At 73.2% G+C, this 17140-nt stretch carries 15 protein-coding genes; 10 read left to right on the top strand and 5 right to left on the bottom strand.

The genetic code is table 11. The features are described from left to right. Nucleotides 1-370: 370 nt before the first annotated feature. Nucleotides 371-1153, bottom strand: a complete 783-nt coding sequence (gene yaaA / locus ACYVGT_RS24210; protein WP_460862683.1) for a peroxide stress protein YaaA — start codon at nucleotides 1151-1153, stop codon at nucleotides 371-373. Between the two features lie 160 nt (nucleotides 1154-1313). Here yaaA and ACYVGT_RS24205 point away from each other — a divergent pair, with 160 nt between their 5' ends. Next, a complete protein-coding gene (locus tag ACYVGT_RS24205) occupies nucleotides 1314-2024 on the top strand; it encodes a GNAT family N-acetyltransferase (protein WP_460862680.1) in 711 nt (236 codons plus the stop codon). Nucleotides 2025-2127: 103 nt separating this feature from the next. Here the strand turns inward: ACYVGT_RS24205 and ACYVGT_RS24200 are convergent, their stop codons facing one another. Continuing rightward, on the bottom strand, nucleotides 2128-2358 hold the full coding sequence (locus tag ACYVGT_RS24200; RefSeq protein WP_460862678.1) for a DUF7455 domain-containing protein: 231 nt from the start codon (nucleotides 2356-2358) through the stop codon (nucleotides 2128-2130). A gap of 411 nt (nucleotides 2359-2769) precedes the next feature. Between ACYVGT_RS24200 and ACYVGT_RS24195 the strand changes: the two genes are divergently transcribed. Continuing rightward, nucleotides 2770-4875 carry a DNA gyrase/topoisomerase IV subunit B gene (locus ACYVGT_RS24195; RefSeq protein ID WP_460862676.1) on the top strand — a complete coding sequence of 702 codons (2106 nt, stop codon included), beginning with the start codon at nucleotides 2770-2772 and terminating at the stop codon, nucleotides 4873-4875. Between the two features lie 143 nt (nucleotides 4876-5018). Continuing rightward, on the top strand, nucleotides 5019-5780 hold the full coding sequence (locus ACYVGT_RS24190; protein WP_460862674.1) for an RDD family protein: 762 nt from the start codon (nucleotides 5019-5021) through the stop codon (nucleotides 5778-5780). Nucleotides 5781-5948: 168 nt separating this feature from the next. On the opposite strand, the gene cds1 is transcribed toward ACYVGT_RS24190, so the two are convergent. From cds1 to ACYVGT_RS24175, 3 genes are all read right to left on the bottom strand, one after another. Then, nucleotides 5949-7094 (bottom strand): L-cysteine desulfhydrase Cds1, encoded by a 1146-nt coding sequence (cds1, locus tag ACYVGT_RS24185; RefSeq protein WP_460862672.1) that lies wholly within the window; start codon nucleotides 7092-7094, stop codon nucleotides 5949-5951. Nucleotides 7095-7150: 56 nt separating this feature from the next. Then, entirely contained in the window at nucleotides 7151-7477 is a 327-nt protein-coding gene (locus ACYVGT_RS24180) for a tetratricopeptide repeat protein (protein WP_460862670.1), read from the bottom strand. 174 nt (nucleotides 7478-7651) lie between these two features. Then, complete coding sequence (locus ACYVGT_RS24175) at nucleotides 7652-10171, bottom strand: DNA gyrase/topoisomerase IV subunit A (protein WP_460862669.1); 2520 nt, start codon at nucleotides 10169-10171, stop codon at nucleotides 7652-7654. Between the two features lie 554 nt (nucleotides 10172-10725). On the opposite strand from ACYVGT_RS24175, the gene mbhE reads away from it, so the two are divergent. Genes mbhE through mnhG form a run of 7 tightly spaced genes read left to right on the top strand, consistent with a single transcriptional unit; the run spans nucleotide 10726 to nucleotide 17102 of the window. After that, entirely contained in the window at nucleotides 10726-13281 is a 2556-nt protein-coding gene (mbhE, locus tag ACYVGT_RS24170) for a hydrogen gas-evolving membrane-bound hydrogenase subunit E (protein ID WP_460862668.1), read from the top strand. Further along, a complete protein-coding gene (locus ACYVGT_RS24165) occupies nucleotides 13278-13892 on the top strand; it encodes an MnhB domain-containing protein (RefSeq protein WP_460862667.1) in 615 nt (204 codons plus the stop codon). The genes mbhE and ACYVGT_RS24165 overlap by 4 nt, the downstream gene beginning before the upstream one ends. Then, nucleotides 13889-14266, top strand: a complete 378-nt coding sequence (locus ACYVGT_RS24160; protein WP_460862666.1) for an NADH-quinone oxidoreductase subunit K — start codon at nucleotides 13889-13891, stop codon at nucleotides 14264-14266. The genes ACYVGT_RS24165 and ACYVGT_RS24160 overlap by 4 nt, the downstream gene beginning before the upstream one ends. Continuing rightward, nucleotides 14263-15789: a Na+/H+ antiporter subunit D gene (locus ACYVGT_RS24155; protein ID WP_460862665.1), complete on the top strand. Its 1527-nt coding sequence runs from the start codon at nucleotides 14263-14265 to the stop codon at nucleotides 15787-15789. The genes ACYVGT_RS24160 and ACYVGT_RS24155 overlap by 4 nt, the downstream gene beginning before the upstream one ends. After that, nucleotides 15786-16397 (top strand): Na+/H+ antiporter subunit E, encoded by a 612-nt coding sequence (locus ACYVGT_RS24150; protein ID WP_460862663.1) that lies wholly within the window; start codon nucleotides 15786-15788, stop codon nucleotides 16395-16397. The genes ACYVGT_RS24155 and ACYVGT_RS24150 overlap by 4 nt, the downstream gene beginning before the upstream one ends. Continuing rightward, complete coding sequence (locus ACYVGT_RS24145; protein ID WP_460862659.1) at nucleotides 16394-16672, top strand: monovalent cation/H+ antiporter complex subunit F; 279 nt, start codon at nucleotides 16394-16396, stop codon at nucleotides 16670-16672. The genes ACYVGT_RS24150 and ACYVGT_RS24145 overlap by 4 nt, the downstream gene beginning before the upstream one ends. Next, nucleotides 16659-17102: a monovalent cation/H(+) antiporter subunit G gene (gene mnhG / locus ACYVGT_RS24140; protein ID WP_460862655.1), complete on the top strand. Its 444-nt coding sequence runs from the start codon at nucleotides 16659-16661 to the stop codon at nucleotides 17100-17102. The genes ACYVGT_RS24145 and mnhG overlap by 14 nt, the downstream gene beginning before the upstream one ends. Nucleotides 17103-17140 lie beyond the last annotated feature (38 nt).

The following is a 17140-nucleotide window of genomic DNA, read 5'->3' as shown; positions in this document are numbered from 1 at the left end:
GGCACGGCATGGCGCGGCGCGGCAGCTCCGGCCGGAAGGCGGGGGCGCGGGCAGGGCCTGCGGCGCTGCCGGGCGGCCGGCGCCCGGGCGGGTGCGCGGCGAAGGGCGGCGCCGGCCCCGCGAGAGGCCAGATCTCCCGCGGTGGGCCGGGTCTCCCGCGGCGGGGGAGAGCTCCCCTGCCCGGGTGTGGCGAGGCCCGGGCAAGGGGGTGTCCGCGTCCGTTGAGCGGTCCATCATCTCTGCCACGGCCGATCCTCGCGGATCCCGCGTATGTGCGGGATAAAGCGCCGAGACGCATCCGTTACCTGCTCCGGAGCGCCGCGGCACACCCGCTCCGGGCCCGCGCGGGGCGGCCCTCGGGAGGCGCCGGTCAGTCCTCGACGACGGTGACGGTCGCCGGCGCGCCCGCGCGCTTCGGGGGGTCCGTTTCGGCGCGGTGGCCGAGGTCGTTCAGCGCCGCGGCGAGCTCGTCCGGCGTCTCCGGCTCGGCGCCCTGCTCCAGCAGCGTCCGCGCGATCGCGCCGCGGGTCGCCTTGGCCATGTGCGAGACGACGCTGCGCCGCACAGCGCCGCCGGACCGGGTCTCCCGGACCACCCGCACCGCGGCGGCCTCGCCCTCCGGGCGGAACGCCGCCGCGTAGGCGGCGGAGCGGCAGTCCACGGTGAGCTGGCCGTCGGCCCGCTTGGCCAGCGGTTCGGCGAGGTGCCGGCGCCAGAAGGCGGCGAGGCCGCCCAGCGGCGGAAGCTTCACGCCCATCGACAGCCGGTACGGCGGCAGCGCGTCGCCGACGCCGACGGCGCCCCACAGCCCGGAGAGGATGAGCACGGATTCGGCGGTGCGGCCGGCGGCCGGCCCGGACAGCAGCCCGGGCAGGTCGAGCCGCTCGTAGAGGACTCCGGTGTACAGGTCGGCGGCGCGCAGCGCGGGTGCGGTGCGCAGCGCCCGGTTCCGCTGCACCGCGCCGGCCTGGTTGGCGGTCAGGCCCAGGATGTCCATCGCCGTCTCCGCCGGCCCGGCGCAGAGCCCTTCCAGCGCCGCCAGCACCTCGGTCCGCGCGCCGTTCAGTTCAGCCAGCCCCAGCCCGTCCAGGTCGAGGGCGGGACCCGCTCCCGTCTCGGCCTTCCCCTCCGACGGCGGCAGCAGGATCAGCATGGACGTCCCTCCGGTGATGCGTGCGGCCCGGTCCCCGCGGGCCGGGACCCATCGTAGGGCCGGTACCGCCCCGCTGCGCGCCGGCCGGGGGCGGAGGCCCGCCCTGCGGCCAGCCCGGATAGGCTCCGCGGCACCAGCCGGCGGTGAGCGGGGAGGGCGGATGGACGCGTGGGCGGAGCGGGTGGCGCGGGACTGGCCGCCGGAGCGGACGGCGGTGCAGGGCGGCTGGCGGTTCGGCACCGCCGGCGGGGTCACCAAGCGGGCCAACAGCGCAGTGTGCGCGGGGGAGTCCGCAGGGGGCGGCGGGCCCGTCCCGGACCCCGGCGCCGTGACGCGCTTCTACACCGAGCGCGGCCTGCGGCCGTGCGCACAGGTGTGGCCCGGAGAGGAGCGTGCCGACGCGCGGCTGGCCGAGCACGGCTATGCGGTCGTCGAACCGTCGCTGGTCCTGGCCCGCCCGCTCACCGGTCCGCCGGCTGCGGCCGGCGCAGCGGAGGTCGCGGACGCGCCGCAGGAGCGGTGGCGGGAGCTCCTGGCCGCGGACGCGGGGAGCCCCGCACACGCCGCCGGCACACTGGCCATCCTGGGCCGGGTCCGGGCCGGCTACGCCGTGCACAAGGGCGGCGGGGGCCGCGGCTGCATCGTGCTGGACGGGGAATGGGCGGCCGTCTGCGCGATGGCGACCGCGCCCGGCGCCCGCGGCCGGGGTGTGGCCGGCGCCGTCCTCGCCGACCTGCTCGCCTGGGCCTGCGCCCGGGGAGCGCGCCGCGCCTACCTCTGCGTCGTCGACGCCAACGCGCCGGCCCGGCGGCTCTACCGCAGTGCCGGCTTCGCCCCGGTATCCCGCTACCACTACCGCGTCCTGGAGTGATCCGCCGGCCGCGCCGCCCGCGGCGCTGCCGTGCAGGGGCCGGACGTACGGGAGGCGGCGGCCCGGTCGGGCCGCCGCCTCCGCGAGAGGTCTGAGGGAGTCCTTACCGCTCCTCGTCCGCTTCTGCGGCCGGAGTCTCCTGGAGCCGGCTCGTCTCGTCCTGGATGTCCGAGGCGATCTTGCGGATCTCCTCATCGTGCTTGCGCATGTGGTGGGCGCAGAAGAGCAGCTCCCCGCCGGAGGCGAGGACCACCCGCACATAAGCCTGCGCTCCACAGCGGTCGCAGCGGTCTGCAGCCGTCAGCGGCTGGGTGGGGGCAAGGGTTCCAGTCACTTCGCCATCCTCAATGCTCGGCGCCAGTCACTCACGACAACACCTAACCGGGGATGCGCCTTCCCAACCCGGACCGCTGTACGCCGACAGCGGAATCCGCGTGGCCTGCTCCGACACGCCGCAAATCCCCGGGCGCCCGCAGCCGCCGGGCCTGTGGGAGGCGAGTGGTACCCTCGCTGGAGTTCGGCCCGCGCCGGCGCGAGGCACCGCCGGCCGCGCCGCGGACGGGGGAGGGGCCGCGGCACCGCGAGACAGCGCCGGCCGCCGGCCGCCCGCCCCCGCACCGGGCGCGTGCCGACGGCAGCGCCGCCGCGGCCGGCACCGCAGCCGGATCCGGCCGACCGCGCCCGTGCACGCCCAGCACCCCACTGCAGGCGTGCGCTCTGTCCGACCTACGCAGGAGACCTCCAGGTGACCGCCCTTTCCGCAGCCGTCCACGAGCCCGAGGACTACTCCGCTCGGCATCTCTCGGTCCTGGAAGGACTGGAAGCGGTCCGCAAGCGCCCCGGCATGTACATCGGCTCCACCGACAGCCGCGGGCTGACCCACTGCATGTGGGAGATCATCGACAACTCCGTCGACGAGGCCCTGGGCGGCTTCTGCACCCGCATCGAGGTGGTGCTGCACCCCGACGGCTCCGTCGAGGTCGGCGACAACGGCCGCGGCATCCCGGTGGACGCCGAGCCGAAGTACGGCCTCTCCGGCGTCGAGCTCGTGATGACCAAGCTGCACGCGGGCGGCAAGTTCGGCTCCGGCTCCTACACCGCCTCCGGCGGCCTGCACGGCGTCGGCGCCTCCGTCGTCAACGCGCTCTCCGCCCGGCTCGACGTCGAGGTCGACCGGAGCGGCCGCACCCACTCGATGAGCTTCAGCCGCGGTATCCCCGGCACCTTCGACGCCCCCGGCCCGGACGCCGCCTTCACGCCCGCCTCCGGCCTGACCGAGGCCGCCGCGCGCAAGAAGTCCGCCACCGGCACCAGGATCCGCTTCTGGGCGGACCGGCAGATCTTCTTGAAAGAGGCCGACATCGCCCGCGAGGCGCTGCTCGAGCGCGCCCGCCAGACGGCGTTCCTCATCCCCGGGCTGACCATCCGGGTGCGCGACGAGCGCACCGAGGGCGAGCCGGCCTACACCGAGGACTTCCACTACGACGGCGGCATCAGCGAGTTCTGCTCCTTCCTCGCCGCCGACGAGCCCCTCACCCCGGTGCTGCGCTTCCAGGGCCAGGGCACGTTCAACGAGACCGTGCCGGTCCTGGACGAGCAGGGCCACATGACGCCCACCGACGTCCGCCGGGAGCTCGACGTCGACGTCGCCCTGCGCTGGGGCACCGGCTACGACTCGACCGTCCGCTCCTTCGTCAACGTCATCGCCACCCCCAAGGGCGGCACCCACCTGGCCGGCTTCGACCGGGCCCTGGTGCGCACCGTCAACGACCAGCTGCGCGCCACCAAGCTCCTCAAGGCCAACGACGACCCGGTTGCCAAGGAGGACGTCCTCGAAGGGCTGACCGCCGTCGTCACGGTGCGCCTGCCCGAGCCGCAGTTCGAAGGCCAGACCAAGGAGATCCTCGGCACCTCCGCCGCCTCCCGCATCGTCTCCTCGGTGGTCAGCAGCGAGCTGCGCACCTTCCTGGCCTCCACCAAGCGCGCCGAAAAGCAGCAGGCCCGCACCGTGCTGGAGAAGATCGCCAACGCCGCCAAGGCGCGCCTCGCCGCCCGCCAGCAGCGGGAGACCCAGCGCCGGAAGAACGCGCTGGAGAGCTCGGCGCTGCCGGCCAAGCTGGTCGACTGCCGCAGCGAGGGCCTGGACCGCAGCGAGCTCTTCATCGTCGAGGGCGACTCCGCGCTCGGCACCGCCAAGCTCGCCCGCGACTCCGAGTTCCAGGCGCTGCTTCCGATCCGCGGCAAGATCCTCAACGTGCAGAAGTCCTCGGTCGGCGACATGCTGAAGAACGCCGAGTGCGCCGCGATCCTGCAGGTGATCGGGGCCGGCTCAGGCCGCTCGTTCGACCTCGACGCCGCCCGGTACGGCCGCGTCATCCTGATGGCCGACGCCGACGTCGACGGGGCGCACATCCGCTGCCTGCTGCTCACCCTCTTCTACCGCTACATGCGGCCGATGCTGGAGGCCGGGCGCGTCTACGCGGCGGTCCCCCCGCTGCACCGGATCGAGCTGACCGGCGTGCGCAAGAAGCGCGGCGCCAAGGCCGAGGACCGCTACCTCTACACCTACTCCGACGCCGAGCTCCGCCGCACCCTGCTCGAGCTGGAGAAGCAGAAGAAGGGCTGGAAGGAGCCGGTGCAGCGGTACAAGGGCCTCGGCGAGATGGACGCCGACCAGCTCGCCGAGACCACCATGGACCCGCGGCACCGCACGCTGCGCCGGATCCGGGTGGAGCACGCAGAAGAGGCCGCCAACGTGTTCGACCTGCTGATGGGCAACGAGGTCGCGCCGCGCCGCAAGTTCATCGCCGACGGCGCCCAGGAGCTCGACATGGACCGCATCGACACCTGAGCGGCCCGATTCCGCTGCCCCGCGCCGCGCGCGGGGCAGCGCGCTGTTCCGTTCTCCTGCTCGGCGCGCCGCCGTGAACAGCAGAAATCGCCCCATGCTGTGATTCACTGACAGAAAGTGACCACGCGGGGGGCGGTGCAGCCATGGCGACCGGGGGAGACCGGCCGGAAGGAGAGGGGCCGGGCGGCGGCGGTACGCCGACCGGCGGGAACGGCCGGGGATACGGACCGCCCGGACCGCCCGGACCGCCCGGACCGCCCGGACCGCCCGGCCGCCCGGAGCCGCAGCCCGGAGCCGCAGCGCCGCAGGCGTGGTCGGCGCCCGGCCCGCAGGGCCCCGGCCAGTACAGCGCCCCCGGCTACCAGGCGCCCGGCTACGGCGCACCGGAGAGCGGCCCGCCCGGCTGGGGCGGCGCCGGCGGCCCGGTCGGGTACGGGCGCCCGCCGATGGGCGTTCCCGGCGACACCGAGGTCGTCGGCCGCCGCGTCGTGCAGTACCTGATCGACGGCATCCTGTCCTCCCTGATCCCGCTGCTCGCCTGGCTGCTGCTGATCCCGCTTGCGTTCACGCCCGCCGAGCCGGACGGGAGCGTGCGCTACCCGCTGCTGGCGCTGATCTCCGTGGCCGTGGTCCTGCTGCTGTGGGCCGCCATCTACATCGGCTACTGGGTGGTGTGGCCCGCCAAGTCCGGCGGCCAGACCATCGGGATGCGGCTCCTCGGCGTCCGGGTGGTCCGCAGCGACACCGGGGCGCAGCCGTCCATGGCCCAGCACTTCGTCCGGTGGATCCTGCTGATCGTCGACGGCATCTGCGCCGGCCTCGTCGGCCTCGTCATCATGCTCGTCTCCGACCGCCGCCAGCGCCTCGGGGACATGGCCGCCGGAACGCTGGTCGTGCGCGCGTAGGCGGGTGGGGCCCAGGTGCGCCGGGCCGGCGGCCGGAGCGGGGCCCGGGAATCAGGCCGCCAGCGCGTCCGGGCGACCCGTTCCAGCCACAGCGCGCCGCAGCCGCTGTCGTTGGCGACCTCGGCGAACAGGGCGGTCTCGCCCGGGCAGCCGCCCACCCGGCACGCCCTACGGGCCCTCCGGGGGCTCCCAGACGCCGGTGGACAGCAGCCGCTCGATGGCGGCCGTCGGCGGGCCGAGGTCCAGGCCCTTCTCGGCGACCCAGGCGTCGTCGTAGTAGCTGTGCCGGTAGCGCTCGCCTCCGTCGCAGATCAGCGTCACCACGCTGCCCCGCACGCCCTCGGCCAGCATCCGCGCGACCAGGTGCCACACGCCCCACAGGTTGGTGCCGGTGGAGCCCCCCGCGCAGAGTCCGGTCACCCGGTCGAGGTGGCGCATCGCCGCGATGCTCGCCGCGTCCGGCACCGGCACCATCAGGTCGATGACGTCCGGCACGAAGCTCGGCTCCATCCGCGGTCGGCCGATGCCCTCGATCCGGGACGGCATCCCGGTCGCGTAGTCCCGGGCGCCGGTGACCCAGCCCGGGAAGAACGCCGAGTTCTCCGGGTCCACCACCGCCAGCCGCGTCTGGTGCCGCCGGTAGCGCAGGTAGCGGCCGATCGTCGCCGACGTGCCTCCGGTGCCCGCGCCCACCACGATCCACTCCGGCACCGGATGCCGCTCCATCGCCAGCTGCTCGAAGACCGACTCGGCGATGTTGTTGTTGCCCCGCCAGTCGGTGGCGCGCTCGGCGTAGGTGAACTGGTCCATGTAGTGCCCGCCCGACTCGGCCGCCAGCCGTTCGGCCTCGGTGTACATGTCCGGCGGCCGGTCCACGAAGTGGCAGCGGCCGCCGTAGCGCTCGATCAGCGCGATCTTCTCCGGGCTGGTGGTGCGCGGCACCACCGTCACGAAGTCGACCCCGATGAGCCGGGCGAAGTAGGCCTCGGACACCGCGGTGGACCCCGAGCTGGCCTCCACCACGACCGTCCCCTCGGTGATGTGGCCGTTGGCCAGGCCGTAGAGGAACAGCGACCGCGCCAGCCGGTGCTTCAGGCTGCCGGTGGGGTGCACCGACTCGTCCTTCAGGTAGAGGTCGATGCCCCACTCCTCGGGGAGCGGGAAGACGTGCAGATGGGTGTCGGCGCTGCGGTTGGCGTCCGCGACGACCTTGCGGACCGCGTCGTCGGCCCAGGCGCGCCGGCGCGCCGAAGAGCGGTCGACGGGGAGGCGGCGCGGCTCTGCGCCGCCGGGCGGGTCGGCAGGAGTGGGCATGGCCGCAAGGGTATCCCGGCCGCCCCCGGGCGGCCGGGAGGGCCGGGGGCGGCCGGTCAGTCCAGCGAGCCGCCGCTCATCGCGGCGTGCATGCGCCGCTGGGTCGCGGCCTCGTCGGCCCGGCCCTGCCGCTCCAGGGCGCGGGCGAGCGCGATCCGGGCCCAGCTGTCGCACGGGTCCAGCTCGGTGAGGCGGCGGAAGGCGCCCTCCGCCTTGCGGAGCTGGGCCGAGTGGAAGTAGGCGCGGCCGAGCAGCTCCAGCACGGAGGTGCTCTCCGGCTCCTCCTCGGCGAGCGGCTCGAGCACGCGTGCCGCGGCAATCGGGTTGCCGATGTCGAAGTAGGAGCGGCCGATGGTGAACGTGTCGTAGGCGGAACCCTGCACACCAACCTCCTCAAGCCGTTCGCGCCGCCGGCTCCCCGGCGCCGTCACGCCTGCCAACCGGGCCGCCCGGCGCGCTATTCCCGCGGGCCGCCCCGCGGCGCCTCCGGCGCATGCCGCAGGCGACGGACCGGGGCGGACCGGAACGCGGCCGGCCGGCAGCCGGCCGCGCGGGGGTCACTCGCCGGTGGTGCCCAGCAGCCCGGTGTCGTTCTGCCCGCTGCCGACCGAGGTGATCGTCCGCGGCTGCGGCTCGCCGGAGCCGTCCCGCCGCGGGTCGAGGTCGGGCAGCCGGACCGGCTTGCCGTCGGCGCGCGCCGCGCGGGCCGGCCGCCGGCCGATCCAGGCGAAAACGAGTGCGTCCTCCCCCTTGAGGAAGCGGTGGCAGCGCACCCCGCCGGTAGCCCGGCCCTTCGCCGGATACGCCTCGAACGGGGTGACCTTCGCCGACCCGCCCTCCGTTCCGGGCAGCGCCCCGCCCCCGGTGTCGGCCGACATCGTCACCAGGACCGAGTCCTCGGGCAGCGCCACCGCGCCGAACCAGACCGCCCGCGCGTCCTCGGTGAGCCGGACGCCGGCCACGCCGCCGGCCGGGCGGCCCTGCTCGCGGACCAGGTCCGCGGAGTAGCGGAGCAGCCGGCCGTCGGACGTGACGAAGGCGAGGTCCTCCTCGCCGGTCGCCAGCTGGGTGGCGCCGACCAGCCGGTCGCCGTCCTTCAGCGTGATGATCTCGTGGTCGTCCCGGTTCGCGGGGAAGTCGCGCACCACCCGCTTCACGGTGCCCTGCTCGGTGCCCAGCGCCAGGCCCGGGCCTTCGCCGTCCACCGCGGCCAGCGCGATGACCTCCTCGTCCTCGACCAGCTCGACGAACTCCTGCACCGGGAGCCCGGACGCCAGCGGCGGTGCATCCGATCCGGCGCCGCCCTCGCCCCCTTCCCCGGGCGCGGGGATCTCCGGGAGCTCCACCACCGGCACCCGGATGAGCCGGCCGAGGTCGGTGACCAGGCCGATACCGCCCTTCGTACGGGCCGGAAGGGACTGCGCGATCGCGTCATGCTGGGTGCGCAGCCCTTCGAACACCGGCGGCACGGTGGCGTCCCTGCTGCGGATGAGCATCCCGTCGGTGCCGAGGAAGACGTTGCACGGCGCGTCGTCCAGCTCCAGCGGCACGGCGGCGGTGCGCGCGGCGCCGTCGCTCTCCAGCAGGGTGGTGCGGCGCGCGGTGCCGTACTCCTTGGCGACGGCCGCGAGCTCCTTGGAGACGACACCGCGCAGCCGCGTGTCCGACTCCAGGATCTCGGTCAGCTCGGCGATCTCGGCGTTGAGCTTGTCGCCCTCGGTCTGCAGTTCCAGCCGGTCGTAGCGGGTCAGCCGGCGCAGCGGGGTGTCGAGGATGTAGCGCGCCTGCACCTCGGAGAGGTCGTAGGCGGACATGAGCCGCTCGCGGGCCTGCGCGGTGTCCTCCGACTCGCGGATGAGCGCGATGACCGCGTCGATGTTGAGCAGTGCGACCAGCAGGCCGTCGATGAGGTGCAGCCGCTCGCGCCGCTTGGTGCGCCGGTGCTCGCTGCGCCGCCGGACCACCGTCAGCCGGTGGTCGACGAAGACCTGGAGGAGCTCCTTGAGGCCGAGGGTCTGCGGCCGTCCGTCGACCAGTGCGACGTTGTTGATGCCGAAGGACTCCTCCATCGGCGTGAGCCGGTACAGCTCAGCGAGCACGCCCTCCGGGTTGAAGCCGTTCTTCAGCTCGATGACCAGCCGCAGGCCCTGGTTGCGGTCGGTGAGGTCCTTGAGGTCGGAGATGCCCTGGAGCCGCTTGGCCTGCACGAGCTCCTTGATCCGCCCGACGACCTTCTCCGGCCCGACGTTGTAGGGCAGCTCGGTGACGACGATGCCGGTGCGGCGGGCCGACACCTTCTCGATCGAGACGGTGGCCCGGGTGCGGAACGTGCCGCGGCCCTTGGCGTAGGCGTCGCGGATGCCGTCCAGGCCGACGATGGTGCCGCCGGTGGGCAGGTCAGGGCCCGGCACGAACTCCATCAGGTCGTCGAGACTGGCGTCCGGGCGCTTCACCAGGTGGCGGGCTGCCGAGACCACCTCGCCCATGTTGTGCGGCGCCATGTTGGTGGCCATCCCGACCGCGATGCCGGACGCGCCGTTCACCAGCAGGTTCGGGAAGGCGGCCGGCAGGACGTCGGGCTCGGTCTCCTGGCCGTCGTAGTTGGGCCGGAAGTCGACGGTGTCCTCGTCGATCGAGCCGACGATCGGCTCCGCGGCGCGGTCCAGGCGCGCCTCGGTGTAGCGCATCGCGGCGGGCGCGTCGTCGCCGCCGAGCGAGCCGAAGTTGCCGTGTCCGTCCACCAGCGGCACCCGCATCGCGAACGACTGGCTCATCCGCACCATGGCGTCGTAGATGGCGCTGTCGCCGTGCGGGTGCAGGCGGCCCATCACCTCGCCGACGACCCGGGCGCACTTGACGTGCGCCTTGTCGGGGCGCAGCCCCATCTCGTTCATCTGGTAGAGGATGCGCCGCTGCACGGGCTTCAAGCCGTCGCGGGCGTCGGGCAGCGCACGCTGGTAGATCACCGAGTAGGCGTACTCCAGGTAGCTGCCGCGCATCTCCTCCGAGACGTCGATGTCGATGATCTTCTCGGCGAGCTCTTCGGCAGGCGGAGACGGAGAGGTTGAACGGGCCATGCGGCCAATTCTGGCCCTACCCGGGCCCTACCGCGAACCGCACCCCCGCGGGGCGCGGGGAATCGGCCCGGCGGGGCCCGCGGTACCGCCGCTCCGGGGGCGGCCCCAGTCTCCTGCGGGGCGCAGATCACCCGTTAGGGTTGCGTTAATACGCCCGCAACGAGGGGCCGCGGAACCAGCGCACCGCTCCCCGCGCCGCGACCATGGCTACTCTGCGTGACCCGCCTCGCGGTGGGCCGGCGCCGGCCGGGTTCGGCGGGTATCGCGGCCGGTCGCGCAGTGGGGAGGGGATTTGGTGAGATCAATAACGCCGCCTCGGGGAATGGGGCCGCCGCCGCGCGGCCGGGGGAGAGCGTCCGCCCTGGTGACACGCTGATGTCACCGAGAGTGTTCATTTCGCATAGTGGAATTCGGTGGGGGCATGGTACGCGTCCTGCCGCCGGAGTCAAGGGACCGGTTGGCCCCGCTATTACCCTTGGATGGGTTCCTGCTGCCGTCCACACCGGAGTGACCCTGCCCCGCACGTCCCGTCGCCGTCGCCGATAACGAGCCCTATGCTGCTGCCTTTCTTCATCGCGCTGCACGCCGCCTTCGCGGTCGTGCTGCCTCCGCTGGCCCGTGTCATGGGCGCCAAGGCGTTCCTCGCGGCCGCCGTGCCGCCCGCCCTCACCGCCCTGTGGGTCCTCGCCCAGGCGCCCGGCATCATCGCCGGCGACGCCGTGACCGCGTCGATCGCCTGGGTCCCCGCCTTCGACATCGCCCTCGAGTTCCGCGTCGACGCCCTCTCTCTGGCGATGGTCACGCTGGTCAGCGGTGTCGGAGCGGTCATCTTCTGCTACAGCGCGGCCTACTTCCACGACGGCGACGAGGGGATCGGCCGGCTCACCGCGATCCTCGCCCTGTTCGCCGGCGCGATGCTCGGTGTCGTCACCGCCGACAACCTCTTCGCGCTCTATGTCTTCTGGGAGCTGACCTCGGTCACCTCCTTCCTCCTGGTCGGGTTCGACTTCCGCAAGGACAGCGCCGGGCGGGCTGCACTGCAGGCGCTCATCACCACGGCCGGGTTCGGCCTGCTGATGCTGATCGGCTTCATCATCATCGGCCAGGCCGGCGGCACCTACACGATCTCCGAGCTGGTCGCCGACCCGCCGGTGGACAGCCCGCTGCTGCCGGTCGGCCTGGTGCTGGTCCTGGCCGGCGCGTTCGCCAAGTCCGCGCAGCTGCCGCTGCACTACTGGCTGCCCGGCGCCATGGTCGCCCCGACGCCGGTCAGCGCCTACCTGCACGCTGCGGCGATGGTGAAGGGCGGCGTCTACCTCATCGCGCGGCTCGCCCCCGGGTTCGCCGACGTCGACCCGTGGCGCGGCCTGGTGCTCACGCTGGGCATCGGGACGATGCTCATCGGCGGCTGGCATGCGCTGCGCCAGAACGACCTCAAGCTCCTGCTCGCCTACGGCACGGTCAGCCAGCTCGGCTACCTCAGCCTGCTCGCCGGCGCCGGGACGCACATCGCGGCGATGGCCGCGGTCGGCGCGCTCCTCGCCCACGGCTTCTTCAAGTCGACGCTGTTCCTCACCGTCGGCGTCATCGACCACCAGACCGGGACCCGCGACCTGCGCAAGTTGAACGGCGTCGGCCGCAGGATGCCGGTACTGGCCGCCGTCGCCGGGCTCGCAGCGGCGTCGATGGCCGGCCTCCCGCCGCTGCTCGGGTTCATCGGCAAGGAGACCGCGCTGGAGGCGTTCGCGCCCGGCGAGATCCCCGAGATCGCCACCTGGGCGGCCACCGCTGAGCTCACCGGCCTCGTCATCGCCTCCGTGATCACCTTCGCCTACAGCGCCCGGTTCTGGTGGGGCGCGTTCTGGCGCAAGACGCACGAGGAGGCCGACGCCGAGGCCATCGCCGAGCTCTCGGTCGGCCACGGCCACCTCGGCGAGGGCGACGGCACCGCCGAAGCCGAGGAGGAGGAGGAGACCGAGGACAGCGCCACCTCCGGTCGCGGCCCGGCCGGACGGCCGCCGCAGACCCCGGTGGCCCGGCCGTCGGCCGCCTTCCTCGCCGCGCCCGTGCTGCTGTCGCTGCTGGGCCTGTTCCTCGGTATCGCACCCGGTATCGCCGACCCGGTCGCCTACTCCTACGCCCAGGTATTCGACGACCACGGCGAGCCCTACCACCTCGCCCTCTGGCACGGCATCGGCCTGCCGCTGGTCCTCACCGCCGTCATCGTGGCGCTCGGCGCACTGCTCTTCGCCAAGCGCCGTGCGTTCGCCCGGTTCCAGGAGCGGCTGCCGCATGCGGTCAGCGCCGAGATGGGCTACCACTTCTTCCTGCACGGCATCTACAGCATCGCGCTGAGCGTCACCCGGCGCCTGCAGTCCGGCTCGCTGCCGACCTACCTCGGCATCATCCTCGCCACCATGCTCGCCCTGCCCGGGGTGCGGCTCGTCGCGGCTCTGGCCACCGGCGAGATCGACAACCCCGGCGGCCCCGGCGGCGTGCGGCTGTGGGACTCGCCGCTGGAGGCGCTGGTCGCCGTCGTCATCGCCGTCACCGCGATCGCGGCGCTGCGCGAGCACCGCCGCTTCCCGGCGCTGATCCTGCTGAGTGCGACCGGGTTCGGCATCGCCGGGCTGTTCGTCCTGCACGGCGCGCCCGACCTCGCACTCACCCTGGTCCTGGTGGAGACGCTGACCACCATCATCCTGGTCTTCGTGCTGCGCCGGCTGCCCGCCGGGTTCTCGGTGCGGCCCGCCGGCTGGCCCAAGCGCATGATGGTGCTGCTGTCCGCCGCCGCGGGGTCCTTCCTCGCGCTGACCCTGTGGCTGATGGCCGGCGCCCGCACCCAGGAGCCGATCTCGATCGGCTACACCGAGCTCGCCGAGGAAGCGGGCGGCCACAACCTCGTCAACACGATCCTCGCCGACTTCCGGGCCCTGGACACCTTCGGCGAGGTCGTCGTCCTCCTCACCGCCGCCGTCGCGGTCTCCTCGCTCGTGCTGCTCAACCGGCGGCACCGGGTCGTCGACGAGCCGTCCGAAGACGAGGAGTCCCCACCGGAGCCCGCCGCCGGCGGCGGGGACGGGCCCGCAGCAGAAGGGAGTCCGCGATGAGTGCCGCCGGAGGGGGCGCCGGCAGCAGCGCCCACCGCGAGCCGGAGCGCCCCGGTCCCCCCGAGGGCTGGGAGGCGCCGCGCGAGCGCTGGCTCAGTACCGTGGTCAGCCCGGCGTTCGGGCCGCGCTCGGTGCTGCTCGAAGTCGTCGTCCGCCTGCTGATCCCGTCCATCCTCGTCTTCTCGGTGTTCCTGCTGGTGTCCGGGCACGACCGGCCCGGCGGCGGGTTCGCCGGCGGGCTGGTGGCCAGCATGGCCTTCGTGCTGCGCTACGTCGCGGGCGGGCGCCATGAGCTGTCCGTGGGCATGCCGATGAAGCCCACCACGATCCTGTCGCTGGGCCTGCTGCTCGCCGGGATCATGGCGGCCCTCCCGCTGCTCGCCGGCAAGCCGCTGCTGTACGTCTTCTACCGCACCTTCGAGCTCCCGCTGTTCGGGGAGGTCAAGGTGGCCAGCTACCTCTTCTTCGAAGCGGGGGTGTTCCTGATCGTCGTCGGACTCGTCCTGTCGGTCGTCGCCGCACTGGGCGCGACCATGGAGGCCGAGGAGGAAGAGGCGCGGGCCGGCCGCCGGCGCCGCCGCCGCACGCGGGCCGCGGGGGGTGAGCGATGACCACCGCACCCAGTCTCATCCTGGTGGCCGCAGTCGGCGTGCTCTACTCGTGCGGCTTCTACCTGCTGCTCCAGCGGTCGCTGATGCGCGTCGTCTTCGGCATCCTCCTGCTCGGCCACGCGGCGAACCTGTCGCTGATGCTGACCGACCGGGCGATCACCCTCCCGCCGCTGCTCGGCGGGCCCGAAGGGGTCCTGTCCGACCCGCTGCCGCAGGCGATGGCGCTCACCGCGATCGTCATCACCTTCGGTGTGACCACGTTCCTGCTGGCCCTGGCCTACCGGGTCTGGCTCGGTGACGGCGACGACGAGGTCCCGGACGACCTCGAAGACCGCCGCATCGGACGACTGAGCGAGCCGGAGGACTCCGCGTGAACAGCCTTCTCGCCGTCCCCTTCCTCATCCCGCTCCTCGGCGCCGCGCTGACCCTGCCGATGCGGCGCATCCCGCGGGTGCAGCAGACCGTCAGCACCCTCACGCTGGCCGCCGTCGTCGCGGCGGCGGTGGAGCTGGTGCGCCGCACCTCGGACGGGGCCATCCTCACCAGCCAGGCCGGCGATTGGCCGGCGCCGCTGGGGATCACCATCGCCGCCGACCCGCTGTCGGCGCTGCTGGTGCTGGTGTCCTCGGTGGTGCTGCTGGTCGTGCTGCTGTACGCGATCGGCCAGGACATCGGCGGCCTCAGCCGCGCCACACCCATCGTGTTCCACCCGATGTACCTGGTGCTGACGGCCGGCGTCGCGCTCAGCTTCCTCGCCGGCGACCTGTTCAACCTGTTCGTCGGCTTCGAGATCATGCTGATCGCCAGCTACGGGCTGATCACCCAGGCGCCCACCCGCGCCCGGGTGCGCGCCAGCATGATCTACACCGTGACCAGCCTGACGTCGTCGGTGCTGTTCCTGACCGGCATCGCGCTGGTCTACGCGCTCACCGGCACGGTCAACCTCGCCGACATCTCGGTGAAGCTCGGCGAGGCGCCCCCGCCGCTGCGCATGGTCCTGGCACTGCTGTTCCTGGTGGTGTTCGGGATCAAGGCCGCCGTGGTGCCGATGCACTTCTGGCTGCCGGACAGCTACCCGGTGGCGATCACCCGCATCTCGGCGATCTTCGCCGCGCTGCTGACGAAGGTGGCCGTCTACGCCATCATCCGCACCCAGACCGTGCTCTTCTACCGCGAAGACGTGAACGCGGTGCTGCTGTGGATGGCGATCGCCACCATGATCGTCGGCATCTTCGGCGCCCTGGTGCAGGACGACATCAACCGGATCCTGTCCTTCGCACTGGTCAGCCACATCGGCTACATGCTGCTGGGGCTGGGTATCGGGACCGTGGCCGGGCTCGCCGGCGCCATCATCTACCTGGTGCACCACATCGTGGTGCAGGCGTCGCTGTTCCTCGGCAACGGGCTGGTCCGCCAACTCGTCGGCAACACCTCGCTGCGCTCGATCCGCGGCCTGCTCGCGGTCTCGCCGCTGGTGTCGGTGCTGTTCTTCCTGCCCGCGATGAGCCTGGCCGGGCTGCCGCCGATGTCGGGCTTCGTCGCCAAGGCGGCGCTGTTCCTGGCCGGAGCCGAGGCCGGCGGGTGGCTCGTCTGGCTGGCCGTGGGCGCGGGCGTGCTGACCGGCATCCTCACCATCATCGCGATCTTCCGGGTGTGGGTGCGCGCCTTCTGGGGCGAGCCGACCGAGGACATGGTGGAGGCGCGCGAGCAGCTGCGGCTGCGCGGCGTCAACGGCGGGCCGCTGTTCATGACCGCCGCCACCGCGGTGATGGTCGGCCTCGGCATCGCCCTGGCGGTGTTCTCCGGCCCCCTCGCCGAGTTCGCCGTCACCGGCGCCGAAGACCTGCTCGGCGGCGAGCGCTACATCGACACCGTGCTGGGCGGAGGGGACACATGAACACCGTTCGCGGGCCCGCACTGCGGCTGCTGGGACGGCTGCCCACCGTCATCTGGCTGACCCTGATGTGGGCCATCCTGTGGGGCGACTTCAGCCCCGGCACGCTGGTGGCCGGCGCCTTCGTCAGCGCGGGCTGCTACGCCGCCGCGAAGCTGCCGCACCTGCCGGTCCGGCTGCACTTCCGGCCGCTGCGGGTGGTGCGGCTGATCCTGTTCGTCGCCGTGGACCTGCTGCAGTCCAGCGTGCACATGGCGTACCACACGCTGCGCCGGCCCAAGCAGGTGCGCGGCGCCATCGTCGCGGTGCCGCTGCGCACCGACTCCGACCTGCTGATGGCGCTGGTCAGCGCAGGGCTCTCGCTGGTGACCGGAAGCCAGACCATCGAACTGGACCGCGAGGCCGGTGTCATCTACGTTCACGGCATCCCGATCCACGACGAGAGCGATGTGCCCAAGCTGCGCCGCTCGGTGATGCGCACCGAGGAGATGTACGTCCGCGCCTTCGGCACCCAGCAGGACATCGCCCGGTTCAAGGACGCCGAGCGCGAGGTCGACGCCGAAGAGGGCGGCGCGCTCGCCGCCGCGGGTGCCCGAGAGGAGGAGCGGTGACCGTTCTCGACTACGCACTGCTGGCCACGGCCGCGATGCTCGGCACCTCCGTGCTGCTGGCCCTGTTCCGGCTGGTGCGGGGGCCCTCGGTACTCGACCGCATCGTCTCCCTGAGCACCGTTTCGGTGCTGCTGGTCAGCTTCATCGGGGTCGAGGTCGCCAGCCGGGGCGACACGGCCTACAACGGCGTGATGGTCTCCATCGCGCTCCTGGGGTTCGTGGCGACGCTGACCGCGGCCCGCTTCGCGGAGAGGAGGGCCCATGACCGCGACTGACTGGGCGACCGCCGTCCTGATGCCGCTGGGCGCCCTGTTCGCGCTCACCGGGACCATCGGCATGGTGCGGTTCCCGACGCTGCTCGGCCGGATGCACGCCTCCACCAAACCGGACACGGTCGCTCTCGTGCTGATCCTGGCCGGCGCCGCCTTCCAGCTGCCCGACCTCGGCTCGGCGCTGCCGCTGGCGCTGGTGGCGCTCTTCCAGTTCATGACGATGCCGGTGCTGGCGCAGACGGTCGGCCGGGTCGCCTACAGCCGCGGCATGGTCGTGTCGGAGGCGCTGGTCACCGACGACCTCGCCGACGACCTGGCCAAGCGGCAGAAGGAGGAGGAGAACAGCACCTCCGCCGGCCCCGCCGGGCCCGCGGCGGGCGGTTCCACCGCCGAGCGCCGCGGCGGAAGCAGCGCCGCCCAGAACAAGGGCTGAGCGGCAGCCCGGCACCGGCTCCGGGGGAACGGCGCCGG

The sequence above is a fragment of the Nocardiopsis coralliicola genome (genome assembly GCF_054779695.1).
The sequence above is the reverse complement of the archived record's forward strand: the minus strand, read 5'-3'. Positions and strand labels throughout refer to the sequence as shown.

Bases quoted from the DNA above. Each gene is read 5' to 3' on its own strand.
- ACYVGT_RS24190 (WP_460862674.1), top strand. From the start codon at position 5,019: ATGGCGACCGGGGGAGACCGGCCGGAAGGAGAGGGGCCGGGCGGCGGC.
- mnhG (WP_460862655.1), top strand. From the start codon at position 16,659: ATGACCGCGACTGACTGGGCGACCGCCGTCCTGATGCCGCTGGGCGCC.
- cds1 (WP_460862672.1), bottom strand. From the start codon at position 7,094: ATGCCCACTCCTGCCGACCCGCCCGGCGGCGCAGAGCCGCGCCGCCTC.
- ACYVGT_RS24160 (WP_460862666.1), top strand. From the start codon at position 13,889: ATGACCACCGCACCCAGTCTCATCCTGGTGGCCGCAGTCGGCGTGCTC.
- ACYVGT_RS24150 (WP_460862663.1), top strand. From the start codon at position 15,786: ATGAACACCGTTCGCGGGCCCGCACTGCGGCTGCTGGGACGGCTGCCC.
- ACYVGT_RS24175 (WP_460862669.1), bottom strand. From the start codon at position 10,171: ATGGCCCGTTCAACCTCTCCGTCTCCGCCTGCCGAAGAGCTCGCCGAG.
- yaaA (WP_460862683.1), bottom strand. From the start codon at position 1,153: ATGCTGATCCTGCTGCCGCCGTCGGAGGGGAAGGCCGAGACGGGAGCG.
- mbhE (WP_460862668.1), top strand. From the start codon at position 10,726: ATGCTGCTGCCTTTCTTCATCGCGCTGCACGCCGCCTTCGCGGTCGTG.
- ACYVGT_RS24205 (WP_460862680.1), top strand. From the start codon at position 1,314: ATGGACGCGTGGGCGGAGCGGGTGGCGCGGGACTGGCCGCCGGAGCGG.
- ACYVGT_RS24165 (WP_460862667.1), top strand. From the start codon at position 13,278: ATGAGTGCCGCCGGAGGGGGCGCCGGCAGCAGCGCCCACCGCGAGCCG.